The 17,452-nt window shown below is 43.5% G+C and carries 18 protein-coding genes; 12 read left to right on the top strand and 6 right to left on the bottom strand.

The annotated features are described in order from the left end of the window. The first annotated feature begins 232 nt into the window (after positions 1-232). The 6 genes from V7K56_RS25090 (at position 233) to V7K56_RS25065 (ending at position 6,239) form a co-directional block, all read left to right on the top strand. Positions 233-721, top strand: coding sequence for a nuclear transport factor 2 family protein (locus tag V7K56_RS25090; RefSeq protein WP_334914691.1), 489 nt, complete (start codon positions 233-235; stop codon positions 719-721). A 159-nt stretch (positions 722-880) separates the two neighbouring features. Continuing rightward, on the top strand, positions 881-2,191 hold the full coding sequence (locus V7K56_RS25085; RefSeq protein ID WP_334914688.1) for a hypothetical protein: 1,311 nt from the start codon (positions 881-883) through the stop codon (positions 2,189-2,191). Positions 2,192-2,439: 248 nt separating this feature from the next. Continuing rightward, positions 2,440-3,384: an NADP-dependent oxidoreductase gene (locus tag V7K56_RS25080; RefSeq protein ID WP_334914686.1), complete on the top strand. Its 945-nt coding sequence runs from the start codon at positions 2,440-2,442 to the stop codon at positions 3,382-3,384. Positions 3,385-3,701: 317 nt separating this feature from the next. Then, positions 3,702-5,222 carry an aldehyde dehydrogenase family protein gene (locus tag V7K56_RS25075; protein WP_334914684.1) on the top strand — a complete coding sequence of 507 codons (1,521 nt, stop codon included), beginning with the start codon at positions 3,702-3,704 and terminating at the stop codon, positions 5,220-5,222. Positions 5,223-5,319: 97 nt separating this feature from the next. After that, complete coding sequence (locus tag V7K56_RS25070; protein WP_334914682.1) at positions 5,320-5,787, top strand: nuclear transport factor 2 family protein; 468 nt, start codon at positions 5,320-5,322, stop codon at positions 5,785-5,787. 209 nt (positions 5,788-5,996) lie between these two features. Next, on the top strand, positions 5,997-6,239 hold the full coding sequence (locus V7K56_RS25065) for a hypothetical protein (protein ID WP_334914680.1): 243 nt from the start codon (positions 5,997-5,999) through the stop codon (positions 6,237-6,239). A gap of 164 nt (positions 6,240-6,403) precedes the next feature. On the opposite strand, the gene V7K56_RS25060 is transcribed toward V7K56_RS25065, so the two are convergent. Next, the gene (locus tag V7K56_RS25060; protein ID WP_334914678.1) at positions 6,404-6,586 is read right to left on the bottom strand and encodes a hypothetical protein; all 183 of its coding nucleotides are present in this window, start codon (positions 6,584-6,586) and stop codon (positions 6,404-6,406) included. 593 nt (positions 6,587-7,179) lie between these two features. On the opposite strand from V7K56_RS25060, the gene V7K56_RS25055 reads away from it, so the two are divergent. After that, positions 7,180-8,160: an aldo/keto reductase gene (locus V7K56_RS25055; protein WP_334914676.1), complete on the top strand. Its 981-nt coding sequence runs from the start codon at positions 7,180-7,182 to the stop codon at positions 8,158-8,160. 151 nt (positions 8,161-8,311) lie between these two features. On the opposite strand, the gene V7K56_RS25050 is transcribed toward V7K56_RS25055, so the two are convergent. After that, the gene (locus tag V7K56_RS25050; protein ID WP_334914673.1) at positions 8,312-8,509 is read right to left on the bottom strand and encodes a hypothetical protein; all 198 of its coding nucleotides are present in this window, start codon (positions 8,507-8,509) and stop codon (positions 8,312-8,314) included. Between the two features lie 34 nt (positions 8,510-8,543). Here V7K56_RS25050 and V7K56_RS25045 point away from each other — a divergent pair, with 34 nt between their 5' ends. Together V7K56_RS25045 and V7K56_RS25040 are read left to right on the top strand one after the other, a co-directional pair. Beyond that, positions 8,544-9,041 (top strand): DUF4174 domain-containing protein, encoded by a 498-nt coding sequence (locus tag V7K56_RS25045; RefSeq protein WP_334914671.1) that lies wholly within the window; start codon positions 8,544-8,546, stop codon positions 9,039-9,041. A 430-nt stretch (positions 9,042-9,471) separates the two neighbouring features. Then, the gene (locus V7K56_RS25040) at positions 9,472-9,744 is read left to right on the top strand and encodes a GlsB/YeaQ/YmgE family stress response membrane protein (protein WP_334914669.1); all 273 of its coding nucleotides are present in this window, start codon (positions 9,472-9,474) and stop codon (positions 9,742-9,744) included. Between the two features lie 506 nt (positions 9,745-10,250). Here the strand turns inward: V7K56_RS25040 and V7K56_RS25035 are convergent. The 4 genes from V7K56_RS25035 to V7K56_RS25020 form a co-directional block, all read right to left on the bottom strand. Then, positions 10,251-11,537 (bottom strand): glycosyltransferase, encoded by a 1,287-nt coding sequence (locus V7K56_RS25035; RefSeq protein WP_334914667.1) that lies wholly within the window; start codon positions 11,535-11,537, stop codon positions 10,251-10,253. A gap of 180 nt (positions 11,538-11,717) precedes the next feature. Continuing rightward, complete coding sequence (locus tag V7K56_RS25030; protein WP_334914665.1) at positions 11,718-11,999, bottom strand: Dabb family protein; 282 nt, start codon at positions 11,997-11,999, stop codon at positions 11,718-11,720. Between the two features lie 200 nt (positions 12,000-12,199). Beyond that, positions 12,200-12,652 (bottom strand): acyl-CoA thioesterase, encoded by a 453-nt coding sequence (locus tag V7K56_RS25025; protein WP_334914662.1) that lies wholly within the window; start codon positions 12,650-12,652, stop codon positions 12,200-12,202. A 162-nt stretch (positions 12,653-12,814) separates the two neighbouring features. Further along, positions 12,815-12,994, bottom strand: a complete 180-nt coding sequence (locus V7K56_RS25020; RefSeq protein WP_334914660.1) for an AraC family transcriptional regulator — start codon at positions 12,992-12,994, stop codon at positions 12,815-12,817. Between the two features lie 1,318 nt (positions 12,995-14,312). Here V7K56_RS25020 and V7K56_RS25015 point away from each other — a divergent pair. The 3 genes from V7K56_RS25015 to V7K56_RS25005 all read left to right on the top strand — a co-directional run bounded on the left by V7K56_RS25015 (position 14,313) and on the right by V7K56_RS25005 (position 17,391). Beyond that, positions 14,313-15,026: a hypothetical protein gene (locus V7K56_RS25015; protein WP_334914658.1), complete on the top strand. Its 714-nt coding sequence runs from the start codon at positions 14,313-14,315 to the stop codon at positions 15,024-15,026. Positions 15,027-15,208: 182 nt separating this feature from the next. Next, entirely contained in the window at positions 15,209-16,552 is a 1,344-nt protein-coding gene (locus V7K56_RS25010) for a hypothetical protein (RefSeq protein ID WP_334914656.1), read from the top strand. Between the two features lie 338 nt (positions 16,553-16,890). Then, positions 16,891-17,391, top strand: coding sequence for a hypothetical protein (locus tag V7K56_RS25005; protein WP_334914654.1), 501 nt, complete (start codon positions 16,891-16,893; stop codon positions 17,389-17,391). The last annotated feature ends 61 nt before the right edge of the window (positions 17,392-17,452 follow it).

Genomic DNA, 17,452 nt, shown 5'->3' with positions numbered 1-17,452 from the left:
TGATACTTGTACAACGATCAGAAATGAATGTAATTTGAGGAAGACTGGCAGCATCAAATAGCTAGGCAAGTAAATAGCTATGACTAAACCAACAAAGGGTGGTATTCTATATTTTTTGCTCTTCGCCTGAAGAATTTATGCATTGGACGTTTCAGGAGTCTTAACAACAAATCTAGAACACTATCAACTCGTCGATTGCCTGCAAGAATTTCAACGTAGAGGAGAATTTACAATGTCTCAGAACAACGAACTCACAGCGATTGACCGCTTTACCATCTTCGAGCAGTTGAATATGCATCAGCGATGTATCGACAAGGGTTGGGGGCGCGAGCAGGCCGACCTCTACAACCGCCTTTACTGGCCGGAGGCCAAATTCCACGTCTACGACCTACGTACTTCAACCTTCGAGGGTTTTGAGGGCATGAAGCAGATGTTCGACTACGCACACAGCGTCTTCCCAATGGACAAGTGGTTCCACTCTATGGGCGCGTTTGAAATTTCCGGATCGGGTGACAGTGCCGAAGCGCATTGGCGATGGTTCGTGTACTGGAAGGCTGAACAGGTCGGAATCGTTTCGACTGGCACCTACGACGACGTCTTTGAACGTCGCGATGGCGTCTGGAAGTGTCTGGAGCGCACCTCCAAGAGCGATCCTAACTGGCCGGTAGACTTGTTCCAGCCCTTTATTGATCGCGCAGACATCACCTTCAAGGCGTCCTGATAGTGAGACTTTTGTAGGTTATGTGGAGCTTCGCGAAAGCCGTCTACATATCGCTCATGGAAATGCGCGTCAATTGTTTTCACTCTAACTAAAGCCTCAACACCAAGTAAACCGTTGTATTGTGAGTGAGGTAAATCCAACCACTAATGGGAGTCGTTTATGGCAGATAGCACAGTTGGCACTCATGTAGTCGTTGAGGACGCAGCTTCTCTGGCTGAAGCGGTTCAACGTACACATGTTGTAATCGAGGTGGCTGGTCGCCTTCATGACTTAGAGAAATTTACACTTCTTGAAGGCTCAAATTTGGTGGGTACAACTTCTGACGCAGAATTGGTCTTCAAGCCAGATTCAGACTGGGTAGCGCTCACGGCAAATAACACCCTCCAAAACCTAACACTGCGATCAGATCCGAGCCGATTAACGCTCAGTCTGGAACTGGCAACGACTACCCTTGGACAACTCAAGTTGCAGCATCTCATCGTCTACGGTCGGCTGCACTTGGAATCGAGTATTGTGATGACCGCTGACCTTGTGCTCACTGACATTCAAGTGTATGACGGCGACAGCACCTCAGCGCTGCATCGTCCAGTCGGTTATGGCGTAGAGGTCGTTCCGGGTTCGCTAACGATCTACAATCGCTGTACCGATCCCCAAAGTCGCTGGACACTGCGTGCCGAAAACCTCTCAGGGGGAACGCGAGATGTGCCGTTGAGGGGTAGCGGCATCTTTATTTTTGGCGGCATGACTGTTCCAAACGCCGATCCTCAAGGTGGACCAGCGCCCAGTTCTCCTGGTGGCATGATCGACCTTAAATTATTGACCACAGGCGAAATCCATACTAATGGCAATATCCCGGCTGGTACTGGCAATCTTATCTCAGGCGGGGTGTTCGTTGGCTCAGGCGTGAAGGCTCAACAAGTGATCAATAACAGTCCTGTAACAACTTACGGGACAAATGACATGGTGTTGGATAACTGGGGCAATGTCCGTCTTTGGCTTGCTCGGCAGTCCATCATATCTCATGAAACCAGTGGAATCGGATTCGTGAATTTCGGAGATTTGCAGACTTTGATTGTGCAAGGCGACCTGGCAACCTATGGCGAAGGGGCGCGGGGGTTCAATCTATACGATGGAACCTTGGCTTATGCAGAATTCAAAAGCATTACCACTCATGGCAATGGCTCGATCGGGATACAGACCAGTAAACCATTTGGCAATATCCTCGTGCTTGGGGACGTGATCACAAAAGGTGGTAGGGGTAACAGTTTGGTGCGTGGCGTGGTCGTACAGCTTGACGCGCACGCCCTGAGTCTCAAACCGGGCACAAGTGGAAAAGAGATCATTGTACTGGGTCGAGTCGAGGCTCAAAGAGAGGAAATTACCTCATTGGATTTCGCTGCTCCAGCCAGCACAGTTGAATTCATTATGATCGGTGGTCAGCAGTATGTCGATGGATCGTCAACAGAGTAGGTAATACCAATTCAAAATTCAAAATTCAAAATTAAGAATTAAGAATCTAGACAGGACAAGGTTTTGGAGATGTGTATCTGTCGCATTCTTTTTTCAAATTGGTATAAGTAAGGGTTTAACGCCAAAACAGCGCGATCGCAGTTTTGCATTCCAAGCGACTATGAATCTTTTACTTGGTAACATTCAAAATTTTGATCGCCAGTGATTGATGAAATACCGATCCATTTTATTCACAGGAGTACGTCACAATGGCAACGATGAAAGCAATCCGAATTCATGCTTACGGCGGGGCTGAAAACCTCAAGTACGACGAAGTACCCCGTCCTGAACCGCAAGCAGGGCAAGTCCTCATTCAAGTGTATGCAGCAGGCGTAAACCCAATCGATTGGAAGATTCGTGAAGGGTTTTTCCAACAAGTCTATGATTATTCGCTGCCTGTGATTGCTGGCGCTGATGTGGCTGGTGTTGTTGCAAGTGTGGGCGATGGTGTCACCACACTGCAACCAGGACAAGCGGTTTATGGAACAGCAGACATGGCGCTTTCGGGAGCCTATGCCGAGTATGCAGTGGGCTATGCAGACGCGATCGCCCCGAAGCCGAAAACGCTTGACTATATTCACGCAGCTTCTATCCCAATCGCGGCAATCACCGCATGGCAAGCGTTGTTTGATGGCGCAAATCTCCAGCCAGAGCAGAGCGTGCTGATTCATGGTGGCGCGGGTGGAGTGGGTCGCTATGCAATTCAGTTTGCCAAGTGGAAGAGGGCACGAGTCATTGCAACGGCATCGGCAGCGAACCTTGATGATCTGAGAAACCTGGGTGCCGATCAGGCGATCGACTATGCGAGTCAACCGTTTGAACAGCAGGTAAAAGATGTAGATGTGGTGCTTGATTTGGTTGGTGGAGAAACGCAAGCGCGATCGTGGCAAATCATTCGTCCTGGTGGCGTTTTAGTTTCGACACTTGGTGTGCCTGAATCAGGCATTCCACAGGGCATTGAAGCGGTTCCTGTTTTCGCCAATCTTAGAGCAAATTCCCAGCTCCAGCAGATTGCTCAATTGATTGATGACGGACAGATCAAAGCGTCTATTGAGCAAGTTTTTGAACTGGCAGAAGCCGCTAAAGCGCAGGAAGTTAGCCAGCACGGACATCCACGCGGCAAGCTGGTTTTGCAAGTCGTTCATCCAGCTTGAGGCAGGCTTTTGTAAAACTTTGGTTCATCGAACTTTTTTCCTGTAAGGGCGAAGCATTCGGGCAAAAATCTTTATTTCAATGGGTTATTAATCAAATGCTTCCTCCCTACGCAGAGTGTATCTCAGGCAGAGTTCATTAACGAAATCTTTGGAGTTATTACTTAAAAAATGCGAACGAGACCCGTTCGTTTATCACTTGAAAATTTCTGCAACACAACCAATCAAGGCTGAACATTACCCGCTAATCGAACAAAAGTACGTTGAGCTTCGACTATGAGTAGAAACTTAGTTATGCACAAAAGTAAGGAGCGGCTATTATGGCAGTAACGACAGATAAGAAATCCTCAGCACCAAACATTGAACTAGGAACACCCGCACTGAACTGGATTGATGGCGAGTGGATTGATTCAAAAAAGCATACTGATAGCATTGATCCAGCTACAGGCAAGGTGATTGGAACTTATGCAGATGGTGGGCGTGACGAGGCAGTTCAGGGGGTTAATGCTGCGGTGCGAGCGTTCCGAGAATTAGACTGGAAGGAAAATCGGGCACTTCGTGCACGAGTGTTGAATCAAATTGCCGATCGCTTTGAAGCCCACAGAGATGAACTGATCGCGATTCTCTCGCTTGAAAACGGCAAAGTCCATGACGAAGCAGCATTTGAAGTCGATATGATTCCCAGCAAATTTCGATACTGGGCATCAGTTGTGCTGACGGATTATGGACGGGCGATGGAAGTCCAACCCGGACGCCTTTCGTTTGTGACTCGATCTCCAATCGGAGTTGCTGGAATCGTCGCACCGTTTAACTCACCGCTTGTCCTGACTGTGCGATCTCTGGCACCTGCTCTCGCTGCTGGTGTTACAACTGTTATTAAATTGCCGGGTAATACAGCACAGATCAACTATCTGTTTAGTAAAACCCTCGCTGAAGCTGCCGATTTACCGAAGGGCGTGATTAATGTCTTTAGTGAAAGCAAAGGCAGAGGCGGATCATCTTTTCTGATGGAGTCAAAGGATGTTCGAGTGATTAGCTTTACAGGAAGCACAAAGACCGGGAAAGCAATTTCTGCAACAGGGGCAGCGACGCTCAAGCTGTTTCAAACTGAACTCGGTGGTAAGACGCCGATGATTATCTTCGAGGATGCCGATCTGGAGGCGGCTGCACCCAAAGTTGAGAAGGCACTCACGACTTTTGCAGGTCAATTCTGCATGACGGGTTCCCGGCTATTGCTACAGCGTGGTGTTGCTGATCGCTTTCGCACGCTGATCGCCCAGCGATTAGAGAACGTTAAGACAGGACCTGCGTCCGATCCCTCAAGTGATATGGGACCTCTCATTGATAAGTCGAACGTCGCTCGTGTTGACAAGATGGTGGAGGAGGCGATCGCAGCAGGCGCTAAGGTGCTTGTACGCGGCGGCCCAATTATAGAAGGTCCACTCGCCAGTGGTGCATTTTACCGTCCGACTCTGCTGGAAGTGACCGATCCAAAAATGACGATCGTTCAAGAAGAGGTCTTCGGTCCAGTCCTAACGATGCAAATCTTCGATACTGAGGCAGAAGCGGTGCAGCTAGCAAACGATAGCGAGTATGGCTTGGCCGCGAGCATTTGGACTCGCGATGTTGACCGCCCATTGCGCGTTGCCCGCGAGATAGATGCAGGCACGATCTGGATCAACAATTGGGCGATCGTTTGGGACGAGTTTGAGGAAGGCGGATTTAAGCGCAGCGGCAACGGCAGGCTGAATGGTCTGACGGCGATCGATGAATTTCTGGAGTACAAACATATCGCTTTCAACTCAGGAGTGATCCCCAGTGTTGGCGTTTCTGCCCAATAGTTGAGCTTGGAGCCAAATCTTGAGTCTTTCTTAAATAAGCCTCACAACCATCAAACCCGACTATCGGGTTTGCATAAGCAGCCTTATCGGAACACGTATGTCTAGTACACCTGTAGAAATCGTTCAAGCCCTTCTCAAAGACCCCACCAACCCTGAGGTCGTCAACCGACTTGTCTCCCCCGATGCCATCTACGTATCGCTCAGCTACGATAATCCCGACCTGAAAAAGCTTATGCCTTGGGCAGGCACGCACAAAGATGGCCAAGCCGCCATCCTCAAAACTTTCCAGGATGTCAACACCTTTTGGACTATCGAGGAGTTTGATATCCAGCAGATATTTGGCGAAGGTGAGAACGTCGCTGTCTTTGGCAGCTTCACCGTCCATTCGGTGAAACTCGATAAAACGTTCATCTCTCCCTTCTCTATCCTGGCAAAGGTGAAGAATGGCTTAGTCACTTACATGCAGTACATGGAGGACACCTTTGGCACAGGTTCGACCTTCCGATCGAGTGGTACCTGGACATTCCAGAGCAACCCAGACGGCAGCGAAGTATCAGTGCCGTAGCAAGGTGTCCCAAGTGAATGGCACGCTTGAAAAGCCGAAAAGCCTGTGGTTTAAACAGTCTGCAATTGAAGAGTATAATGCGTGCCTGGGTTTGGTCATAAAAGGGTAAGCTTTGGGGCGGCGTTTGGTGACTCGTAGTTTGTTATTTAGTACAACATGGCGCAAATAAACATACCATTGCAAGTGGCCCAAGAGCTTGGAATACAATTATGCGTGACTTTTGGCTTTTGAACGCCAGTTGCTACCCTGCGGGAACGCTAAGAGCGAACAAGTCGGCAGAGCCGACGACAGTCGCCTCAAGTCGGGAAACCCTTTCGGCAATCGCTCATGGGGGAAACCCCCAAGACCGCGTTGCCTCACCACGGCGCTGTCTCCCCAACGCACTGGCTCCTTTTGACTTCTGCCTTGCGGTAATAGCCGTTGGTTTCGACTTTGCTCAACCAACTGAGTGATCGATAGTTGAGCGTTCGTGTAGCGTCTCGTAGAGAAGTCGAAACTCGTCAACATAGCTTTTTTTATCAGAAATCACCTTAATAGTCGTCAACTCACTTGCAATTCATCTCATCACCTACCGGATAAGCAGGTGATGAGATGAATTGCTGTATCAGTTATAGTTCTAAGTAGGTGAGTCTGAACGTTCTATTTGCTGACGAATAGTATCAATAGAAGCATTAAGACCAGCCAGTTTGGACTCTAAATCATCTCGCATCCAAATCAAGAATTTTAATTTCCGCTCTAAGCTAGTTTTGTGCGAAATAGGTTCGCTTCCGTAACATGGATTACCCCAAAAAGGAAACATATTTTACCTCTGTATTTAGCTTTTGTAAGAGTGCAATAGATTGCACCACTACATTCTGACGAATAACAATCAGACTAGTGTATGTAACAACCGACCATTATTGTGGGTGCTTAACGAACTTTTGCTAAAAGTTGTCTCTTGAATTGGTGGAGGTATTTAACCAAACTGCTGTCAACTCTATCCACTTTCTCCTCTAAGAAAAAGTTGAAGTGACAATGCCAGGTTAAAAAGTTCTGGCAATTTGGCATCACAACTTTGTATTTTACGGTTTAAATAAGATATCAACAGAACAGAACAACCACAAATCGCCAGTTGTTGACCCAACGCTGTAAAATAACTCAGCAGCCAATTTATAGCGTTTGGTCATCGCTTCGTTACAACTGGCTAGTAATTTACTAGAAAACCCATAGTAAAAGTGCCTATACTAGAAAGCTGTCTTAATACGGCTGGTAAAATAAATGTGAAGTACCAGCAAATCAACATACTTATATCAGTGTAAATACTTCTAATAATAGATGACTTGAAAAAAGGGAAAGGGATAATGCTGAAAGGCGTAATATTCTAAGACCAATTACTAAGTAGGAGATTATTTTATGAGAAGCAGAAAGCTAGGCAAACAAGGGCTAGAAGTTTCAACTATTGGACTTGGTTGTATGGGAATGTCTGAGTTCTATAGCGGTCGTGATGAAATTGAGGCGATCGCGACAATTCATCGAGCATTAGAACTTGGAGTGAATTTTCTCGATACTGCTGATATGTATGGACCGTTTACCAACGAGCAACTAGTAGGCAGAGCAATTAAAGATCGCCGAGATCGAGTAGTTTTAGCAACTAAATTTGGCAATGTCCGTACAGAAGATGGTGGTTTTAAAGGAATTGATGGTAGACCAGAATATGTCCATCAAGCTTGCAATGACTCGCTAAAACGTCTGGGAGTGGAAGTGATTGACCTCTATTATCAACATCGAGTAGATCCAACTGTCCCCATTGAAGATACTGTCGGGGCAATGGCAGAGTTAGTCAAGCTGGGAAAAGTGCGTTATTTGGGGCTTTCAGAAGCTGCTCCGGCGACAATTCGACGGGCTGTAGCAGTTCACCCGATTACTGCACTGCAAACAGAATACTCTCTTTGGAGTCGAGAGCCAGAGGATGAAATTTTACCTACCGTGCGAGAATTAGGAATTGGGTTTGTTCCCTATAGCCCATTAGGAAGAGGGTTTTTATCAGGTGCGATCACTACCCCTGACGATCTTGCACCTGATGACTATCGAAGAAATTCTCCTCGCTTTCAAGGAGAGAATTTTTATAAAAACCTGCAATTAGTAGAGCAAGTCAAAGCGATCGCCAGCGAAAAAGGAGTAACTTCTAGTCAGCTTGCTTTAGCATGGCTACTTGCTCAAGGAGAAGATATTGTCCCAATACCTGGTACAAAACGCCGTACTTACTTGGAAGAAAATATTGCAGCTACCGAAATTATCTTGAGTGAACAAGATTTAAATCGACTTGAAACAGTTGCACCAAAAAATGTGGCAGCTGGTGAACGCTATCCTGACATGAGTGCTATCAACCGTTGATTCATCTGAGTGCTGGAGTATTTTTAAAAATTCCGCTTTCGATGTACAAGCAGATATTACCGCAGCTTAACAAAGTAATCACCCAGAATTCTCAGAGAAAATGTCAAAAGTAGCGATCGCTATTTTATCAGCTACATATCTGGACACTCATTCAATCATCTGGAAACTGCCAGCACGAGATATGTTCAATATCTTTGCTGCCACATTTACAACAGACTGCATCAATCACAGAGTCCACCCATTCATAGCTACAACTATGACAATGATAGAAAATGTTATTGCGGTTAGCCATTTCAATACATTGATGCCACTGTGGTAGTTGATAAAAGTCTGGAAAAGCTTCTGACATTTCATTAAACCTCGTTCATGTCATAGTCTATATTATGAGCTTAACAATCGCTAAAGTGAATAACTCAGTATTAATCGCCCTAACTCTCACTACGTCTATAGCCCTATTGCCCGTCAGCATTGCTACTGTTCAAGCTTCAACCCATACTGTCAAAATGTCTTCATTTAATCTCAGTTCCCAAAAATGGCAAAACCGAGTGCTGCTTGTCTTTGCACCGTCTGTTGATAACCATAATTATCAGCAACAAATGCAGGTATTTAACCAGCACAAAAATGGTTTTAAAGACCGAGATTTAGTTCTAGTTCAAGTTTTGGCAACAGATAAAAGCTATGCCAACGGACAGCTAATAGATGAATCTTCTGTTGCCAATTTGCGAAATCGTTTTGGGGTTGAGCGAGAAAACTTTCGTGTCATTTTGATTGGTAAAGATGGTGGTGTTAAGCGCCAAGAAACTACACCAGTGCAAGCGACAGCAATTTTTAAGCAAATTGACGCTATGCCCATGCGTCAGCAAGAAATGCAAGAACGATAAATTGGTAAAGCAGTTGGTTTTATTGTTTAACATTAATGCAAGTACAGGTAATTGCCCTTTACTACAAATGCTACGCAAATTTTTAAGGGCAAACCTCTTACAGCACCAGAGTTCTACAAGTTGAGTAAACTTAAGTGCGAACATACAAAAGTATTTGCTTTCAAACCTGAGCTTAATTCTTCAAGTAGATGAGAACACTCATTAAAAATGCATATACTGCTATTATCAAGCAATGAATTTACTAGCTCCTAGTTTTAGACCTACTAGGAGCTTTTTTTATTATCCATCTTTAATTAAGGGAGTTCATCATCAGAAGTAATAGCGTTCATCCTCAAGGCTATCGATCATTGCTTCTGTTGGTAGATTGAAGATCAATATTTAGATTGCTATTGTGTATTTGTTACTAAAAAACGTTTATCAAATAAAAACAATGAATATTCTTGCTTGGATTGTTTTAGGTCTAATTGCTGGTGCGATCGCAAAGGCTATCTACCCCGGTCATCAAGGCGGCGGAATTTTAGCAACAATTTTATTAGGAATCGTTGGTGCTTTTATTGGTGGTAGTTTGGGTGTATTCTTCAGTACAGGAAGCTTTGCTCTAGCGGCTCCCTCTTTGAGTATTCCCGGTGTTGCAGTGGCAGTTCTTGGTGCAATTATTGCAGTCTTCTTGTGGAACGCATTAACTAGCCGCAGTGCTTTGTAATAAATTAAATTGAATTAATTAATTTAGAACTTACGCAATTTTTGTCTTAGCTGTCAATGTGTAAGTTCTGTTTATCAACAATTATTGACAGAATTTGCTGCTTGTCATACCGATAGCCTCAACATTATTGAAATGTTAAGGCTATGATTTTATTTTAGATGCCCTATGTGTTGCAGACATTTTTTGAATTGGTATTAGAGGATGTTTGGAAAGTATTAAACTAATCAAGCCAGTCTCTCAGCATTAACCGAATCATTGCGACTTGTACAAATGTTTCATGGGTCTGCGGTAAAATCTCATAGTCTTTACTTAATCAGCGACACCAATTAAACTCTCCCCTTACTGCGCTCAACAACCCAACGTCTTGGCAGTAGAACAAAGGCTTTGGCAGAATGGCACTAAGAAAAGCTGAAACATTTGTAGGTTAAACAGTTACCTCTTGTGATAGTTATATAATCTAAATAGTGATTCCGCGTGATTGTGAATGAGCAGATGATCTGGTGCAATTATCGAATTACTTGCTCATTCACAACGGGCTTCCCTGTAGACATAACCCGTTCAATAATATCCGCTGCACGAACGACTCCCCCTGCTTGCTGATTCGCTGTTTGCAATCGAGTTGCGTGATTGCGGTAAGAATCTTGCGTTAAAACTCGCTCGACCGCGCTTCGCAGTTTAGCAACATTCAAGCCTGACAGCTTAAACCTCTTTCCGCAACCTGTCCACGCAATTCGTGCCGCGACGCCGGGTTGATCATTCGTAATCGGAATCGCTACCATTGGCACACCATGACTAATTGACTCTAAAGCCGTGTTTAACCCCGCATGGGTAATCGTAAGACTCGCTCGTTGAAGTAATTCGAGTTGAGGGGCTTGTCCGACAACTAGGGGTGAACCCGGAAACTTTGGCACAGAGGCTTGACTGGTTTCCCGACCCAGGGAAATGACTAATTGAGCATTCAATCCCATACAGGCTTCTGCAATAGTTTCAAAGACTTGCATCAAACGATTTGACAACGTTCCCAGTGACGCATAAATCAGCGGTTGCCCAGTTAGCTTTGCAAACGGGAAATCAACCGATTCTCTAGAGGCTAGATTATGGTATGCACCCGTGAAGTGAAAACACTTCGGCAGGGTTTCTCGTGGAAATTCAAACTCAGCAGGCTGTTGACATAGTTGAGCGAGTTGTGAATAAGCATCATCTGGGCTGTGGTGTGGGGGTAAATGCCATTCGCGGCGGTATTCATTGATCGTTTCGTCAATTGGCTTTCTAATCCGATGTAACAGCTGATAGCCGATGCGGTTACGAATTTTTGCCCATCCAGCGGAACTATAATTCCAAGGCGTATTATAAGGAGGAACGCTGACATCTTCGTTGCTTGTGAGAGCAGCAGACACGCTGATAAAGGGAATATCTAAATAGTCTGCGATCGTTCCCCCGGCAGGTGAAAGTTGGTCTACCAGTAATGTGTCGATTGCATCCACTTGAACGGCTTTTGGGGCGTGTTGCAGCACAATCGCGGTCGTTCTTTGGATTGACTGTATGGCGTGTTGCAGTGCCGCTAATCCGCTTAATTTTCCCCGTTCCTCAAACACTTGCGCCATCGTTCCCCGTGGAAATTCTGATTCGGCAAAGGCGCAAAACTCCAGTCCTGCGGAATCTGCTTTTTTCTCAGCATCCAGAACGCCCACGACGCTGACTTGATGTCCCCGGCTTTGCAGTTCGCGACCCAAGGCTGTCAACGGATTGAGATGACCTGTTGCTGGAGGGCAGATAATACCAAAATGAGTCATGGTAGATGTTTTTGCATTGAATGAGTGGTGACAAGGCGCGCATCGCCTCGACTGTGGCGAACGCTTCGTTGATCTGTTTCCATTCAACTGAGATAATTCGTAACTGGCGTAAACCTACCGATAAATAGGGGACTGTCAGCGTCTAACGGTCAGCCCAGAATAGCGTAAGGTTAGTTTCACTCAGTAGTCTTCAATGATGGCAAACAAATCATTCTTAACGCTTTCGTGGTCAGGATGGGGTAAATAGTGATCTCGCGCTTCTGGGTTAGCAAAGGTCGTGAGAAAGCTGTGTGTGAAGCCTTTATTAAACCCTTCGGGACTGGAATAAGTACCACTAGAACAGTAATCAATTCCAGGAATAGATTGCTTTAATTCTTCCACTTTTTGCAGAACCTCAACGATCGCAGTGTCGCTCACTTCTGGTTTAAATTTCAAGAGAACCATGTAATGTACTGAAGACATAGTGTATGTGTTTAGCGTTTTCCTAGTGCGTATAGAACAAGTTTAGACGACCAGTTTATGCTACAAATCCTAAGCGCGAATCTTCCCAAGAATGAAACATATTTTGAATAGAAAACATCACTTTATGACTCCCTAGCATTCTTTATCAATCTGAAGTGTAATGAGTTCCAACACTCGATTCCTTTCAGATGCTTATGGCATTACTCAGCATAAACTAGCGAATTCGTAGATTGAGCTTCATCACTTGAGTGCAGATAGGGAGTAAACAAGGCACGTTCCTCTGGGCGAAGTCGTCTTGGACGCATTGTTTGCTTGTCAACAAACAATCCTTTCTGGAATCCCTCAGCCACAAGCGCTTCCTGTGCATTGTAAAAGCGAAATTGCATCATTGCAGAAGCACCTCTCAGTTCAGAAAGCCATAGTTTTATATGTACGGTGTCACCCAGATAGAGCGGAGATTTGTAGGTGATGTTGGTCTGAACCAATACAGGGGCAAAACCCTGCTGGAAGATTTTGTCAGTCGGCAGCCCAACTGCTTCGAGCAGTTTAGTTCGTCCAATTTCCATCCATTGCATGTAAACGGCGTTGTTCACATGACCAAGGAAGTCAATTTGATAGGAATAAATCTCTAAATCGAAGCAAATCTTTTGCATCTTGCTACCTTCCTGGTTCTATTAACGGTTGTGTTTTTTCTGATGGTGCTAGCTGCATTAGATTCTCGTCTTACCTAACTTGCAGTGTACTGAGTTCCAATGCTTGGTTTCTTTCAGATTCTTATCCTGTTAGCGAATCTACTTTGGATTAATTCCGGTGAATCACTTAAACTGCTGCGTTAGATGACTCTGGCTGGAGAAGCCTACCTGTAAGGCAACATCTGCCATCGTCAATCCGTTTTCAACAGCATCTCTTTTGCCCGCTTCACTCGCTATTGAATCACAACTACCGATTTGCTCAGTTATATTCCCGGTTAATTGTAAATAGTTGATTGTTGACAAACATCCTGCTTTTGAGGGATTCTCGCGCTTTGTGCCTCCATCCAACATAGTAAAGTAGTAGATTCAATGGATGATCCTCAAACACACTGATTGAACGTGCCAGCGATCGCGACGAAGTGTAGGAGCCAGCAAACCTTCTCGATATTCTTTTCTAAGCAACCTGAGATATATGGGCTTATATTTCTAGCCGAATGGCACTAAGATAAGCGCTGAAATAAATTTCGTGCTCAAAGCTAGAAATTAGCTTCCAGCTAATTAAGACAAAAATTTTAACTTGTTTGAACGGATTTAAGCTTTAAGCCAGAAATTTATTTCTAGGCTCAAAATGTCTTAACTTAGTGCCATTCTTCTTAGATGAAGTCGTGAATCTCTGCCTTACAAGCTTATAAAGTCTGTGGCAACAACAGCAAGAGCGTGATAAATCGCAAATTTTATACTTGTAATTTAAAATTAATTGTGTTTGGTGGATAGGCGTAGCCCATCATAGACATCGCCTGGTGGGATAATTAAAAACTTGGGTTAGCGATCGCAACTTATTATTTATACGTATATAATTTTAAAAAAGTTATATTTAAGACATAGCTTGGTTGTTTATATACTAATAATATTTAAGAACTTAATATTTATGGTGTATAAATAGATTAAGCTTGCCTCTGAGTTATTTGCTATGAAATTTAATGAAGAGGTAGTTACGATTCCCAGTGTACAACTTTGACAACTGTCCACAATACTGTTGCGTGTCTCAAGCTCATGGTAATATTATTTTACTGTCAAGGAGATATTATTTTATACATCAATTTTTACCATGCTGAAACAGCTAATTAGGTATGCTACCTTCAAAAAACAAAAAATTATTCAACCTACCCAGGAAATAAACAAAAGCCTTAATGTACAAAGCACAGAGCTTTTGAGAATCTGCTTATATAAGGTACTAAAGAGCTAGCTAAGGCTCTTTTTTCGAAATCATCATAGCCAGCAAAAAAGACATAAAACCCTCTTAGAATGGCAAAAACCTAGACAAGAGTAAATAGAAAAGTTTTGACACAATGTCAATAGTTTTTTGTATATGTAAAAATATCAAAAAGCCCAATTTGTATTGTCAATAATACATTCACATTGTGTGTTTTATTTAGACATTGGTTCTCTTTGTGATTAGTTATCTATATAAAAGTCCTATTTGATTAGTGAAAACTTAAGCTACGCTCGCTCAAATTAGGCAAACACTTAAATTTAACAAATAATTTAGGACTGCTAGATCAATCTCGATCTAGTGAAAAATTCGATTATTCACAAAGTCAGTAAGAGTAACAGGAAAAACATGAATATCATAGTTCGTTTGTTTGGAGCAATCGTTCTCCAAGTATCTGCGTTGGCTGCAATGTCTAGCATGGCAATGTCTGATGACAAGCCTTTTGGCATCAATACCCAGCAGACTCCTGCTATTTATCCACGGAAAACAACACAAATGTCTGATGACAAGCCCTTTCGCGTCAATACCCAACAGACTCCTGCTGTTTATCCACAAAAAACAACACAGAGGATTTGCTCTTTAGATCCTATTGAAGATTTATTACCTCCACCACAAACTAAAGCAAGTAATTCTTTACTGTCTTACCTTGCTGAACAAGGTTTTACACAAAATAAAGAGGGTTCCTGGGTCTGTTATGCCAACGATCCTAAAAAAGAGGGACGTTATTTTACTTTATTTAAGGTCAAACAAGTTAATAGCAGGCTGATAGCAAGTTCTTTCCTAGATGAGGGCAGTCTGATTCAAGGGCAGGAAAATCGTAGCTTGAACTTCTTTATGATGCTGATTGAGCATCATACGAATACTACTAAAGAGAATCGTCAAGGTATACGTAGATATCTACAAGCCTTCGTTTCCTTAGTCAAGGAAGGGAAGATCAAACCTACACGTCGTGGGTATCTTTTTGACCAACCAAACCGGGCGATAGTCTTGTATCACACACTCTCATCAGGAAATCTCAAAGGTACAGGAATCACGATCAACATTTATTTGGCTAAGAGTTGAACTGGGGAGCAGGGGAAGATAAGGGAGACAAGGGGGACAAATCAATTCAAAATTCAAAATTCAAAATTCAAAATTAAAGAACTTCTGCCTCCTGCCTCTTCTTTTTCAAAGCCCCATGTCCAATGACAAATGATCAATGACCAATCCCCAATTAAATTGTTGTCGTTTAGTAGAGGTGCATCTTGCCTAAATCAATTGTTCAAAGAATTGCGATGCCGAAGGTAGTTCGCTTTGCAGCGATCGCATTTTCATCTGTTGCAGTAATACTCACTACGTGTCAGTCTGCTTTTGCACAGCTAAATATTGGACGCTATGGTATCCAACAAGGACTGGAGTCTGAGTATCTCCAGTACCAAATTAATAACCAGAATTTGAGCCAGATGCGAGTCATTCCTGGATGTGATGTGGGATTTGGTCTGACTTGTAATAAGACAGGATCGGTAATCCAACAATTAGTAGAGTTAAATAATGGGACTAGTTATCAAAACCTTCTGATCCGAGCAGCCGGTGGGGAGAAAAACTTTCAGAATTTTGCTAGCTTTTACGGTAACAATCCCAATCTCTCTACAGTGCCTTACGCCTCATTTTGGAGAAACGCATCTCCCGCAATCATGGATGGATCTCAATATCTTCTTGGACAAAGTTTTGGTCGCAATCCAGTAGAAGGACTCGGACTTGTAACCAAGCAGTTCTACTGGGCACCATACTCAGGAGTCAATGACTCTGTTAGCCTTCGTAGTGGATTACTAGACCTGAAATTGTCATACGGACGACTGCTGTTTGAAGAAGCCTCAAAAATTTCTAACATTCAAGAGCAGATTCAGTCTCTAGGTCTGTCGCCAGAGATGACAAATTTTTATTTAGATAAAATCTCTACAGGCTTGGATGCGTTGAGTTCTGGAGATCAGAACCAACTCCAACAGAAGATTTTTGAAGTACTATCCTATCCATACTCCGAAGAAGGTGGGGAACTCGGACGGCCTAATAATGCGATTCCAGAAGAATTTAATCATCTTTTAGGAGAAAATATCGCAGGTGATACTTTGCTGAGTGATAATCCACTAGCCTTGGATGGAGAAACACTAGCTTTTGATGCTTTCCCTAGCTCTGCGGGAGATGTCTTGGTACCAGAGAGTTCTGGTTCCTTTCCACTTTGGCCAATAATCGGCGTTGGGGGTCTTGGTTTAATTCTGCTTCTACTACTGGGTAGTGATAGTTCTTCAGCTCAACCACCTGTTTCTTCCGTTCAACCACCTGTTTCTTCATCTCCTCAACCACCTGCACCTGTTTCTCCAGGAAATGCACCTTTGTCTCTCAACAACAAAGGCGAATGCGATCTGACCCCTAATGGTAATGGTTCCAATCACACACAGATCATTGAGATTCCGTGTAATGTTACTCCTCAAACCCCCACGGAAGTGAAAAAGGTAGTGGAGCCATCAACGATTAAAGCGCTTGTATTGCTAATTGTTCTACTATGGATAATCCGTAACAAACACCGAACTTTAAAAATCCGTCATTCGTAATTATGTTACATAAGGAGATTTAGGTTAATTGAGAAGGATAACATCTCAGCTAATCTGGAATATGTCAAATTATTAACAATGCTTGTAATAAACATCTAACAACTATATTTTTTGAGTTGATTATAACTACAACATTGTCTAGCACAATGCTAAACCTAAGTCTGGTTTGATAAGTGAGAATTTAATCAAAGTGCTTTCACCAATAGTATAGTTCCGAGAAACTTTACCATTGTCTCAATTTTAATGCGATTAAACAAAGGTAAGCTATGTTAATCCGTAAAACTTTCACCATACTATTAGTTTGTGCTTTATCGACACTAACCTTTTCCCCAAGCCTAATGAAGGCTCAATCCGTAAAAAACTTGACTGATTCTGGGCGAGCGTCTTGTCGCAGACTTGCCGTCGGGACATACATCTTGTCTACTTTCCTGAATGGTGAATTTGTTGGGCGAAGGGTGATCACACTGACCCTTGATGGCAACTTTTTTTCTATCGACTCAAATCAAGGTGGAACTCAAGGTGTGCCTAGCGCTGCTCAATCTTTCCCTAATAATCGTTTTACTGATGGACAAGGTGTTTGGAAGTGCAACCAATCAGGAGAAATTATCGCTACTGCCTTAAACTTTAATTTCCCGGCTCCACAGAGTAGAAACTCGGTTACAACTGCTAGAGCCGATTACCGTGCAACATTTAATCCTGTGAGTCAGACAGTACAAGGAACATTTGAAATTCGCACTTTTAATCTGAATGCAAATCCTTTGGACAATAATGTGCCAGTGGGTCAAGGCGAACCCTTTAAATTTACCTTCACAGGACAGCGTGTTACTGTTGGTAATTAAAAACTCATACTCAATCTTTTCATCCAATGTTCTTGTTACCAGCAATCGTCATTTTCAATAC

The organism is Nostoc sp., assembly GCF_036917535.1.
Classification (GTDB): Bacteria; Cyanobacteriota; Cyanobacteriia; order Cyanobacteriales; family Nostocaceae; genus Nostoc.
This window is presented reverse-complemented; position numbering and strand designations above follow the sequence as displayed.

Excerpts from the sequence above, each read along its gene's own strand:
- V7K56_RS25060 (WP_334914678.1), bottom strand. The coding sequence starts at position 6,586 with ATGTTTCCTTTTTGGGGTAATCCATGTTACGGAAGCGAACCTATTTCG.
- V7K56_RS25030 (WP_334914665.1), bottom strand. The coding sequence starts at position 11,999 with ATGTCTTCAGTACATTACATGGTTCTCTTGAAATTTAAACCAGAAGTG.
- V7K56_RS25080 (WP_334914686.1), top strand. The coding sequence starts at position 2,440 with ATGGCAACGATGAAAGCAATCCGAATTCATGCTTACGGCGGGGCTGAA.
- V7K56_RS25025 (WP_334914662.1), bottom strand. The coding sequence starts at position 12,652 with ATGCAAAAGATTTGCTTCGATTTAGAGATTTATTCCTATCAAATTGAC.
- V7K56_RS25055 (WP_334914676.1), top strand. The coding sequence starts at position 7,180 with ATGAGAAGCAGAAAGCTAGGCAAACAAGGGCTAGAAGTTTCAACTATT.
- V7K56_RS25090 (WP_334914691.1), top strand. The coding sequence starts at position 233 with ATGTCTCAGAACAACGAACTCACAGCGATTGACCGCTTTACCATCTTC.
- V7K56_RS25005 (WP_334914654.1), top strand. The coding sequence starts at position 16,891 with ATGAAGGCTCAATCCGTAAAAAACTTGACTGATTCTGGGCGAGCGTCT.
- V7K56_RS25065 (WP_334914680.1), top strand. The coding sequence starts at position 5,997 with ATGCGTGACTTTTGGCTTTTGAACGCCAGTTGCTACCCTGCGGGAACG.
- V7K56_RS25075 (WP_334914684.1), top strand. The coding sequence starts at position 3,702 with ATGGCAGTAACGACAGATAAGAAATCCTCAGCACCAAACATTGAACTA.
- V7K56_RS25070 (WP_334914682.1), top strand. The coding sequence starts at position 5,320 with ATGTCTAGTACACCTGTAGAAATCGTTCAAGCCCTTCTCAAAGACCCC.
- V7K56_RS25045 (WP_334914671.1), top strand. The coding sequence starts at position 8,544 with ATGAGCTTAACAATCGCTAAAGTGAATAACTCAGTATTAATCGCCCTA.
- V7K56_RS25040 (WP_334914669.1), top strand. The coding sequence starts at position 9,472 with ATGAATATTCTTGCTTGGATTGTTTTAGGTCTAATTGCTGGTGCGATC.
- V7K56_RS25050 (WP_334914673.1), bottom strand. The coding sequence starts at position 8,509 with ATGTCAGAAGCTTTTCCAGACTTTTATCAACTACCACAGTGGCATCAA.
- V7K56_RS25035 (WP_334914667.1), bottom strand. The coding sequence starts at position 11,537 with ATGACTCATTTTGGTATTATCTGCCCTCCAGCAACAGGTCATCTCAAT.
- V7K56_RS25085 (WP_334914688.1), top strand. The coding sequence starts at position 881 with ATGGCAGATAGCACAGTTGGCACTCATGTAGTCGTTGAGGACGCAGCT.
- V7K56_RS25015 (WP_334914658.1), top strand. The coding sequence starts at position 14,313 with ATGAATATCATAGTTCGTTTGTTTGGAGCAATCGTTCTCCAAGTATCT.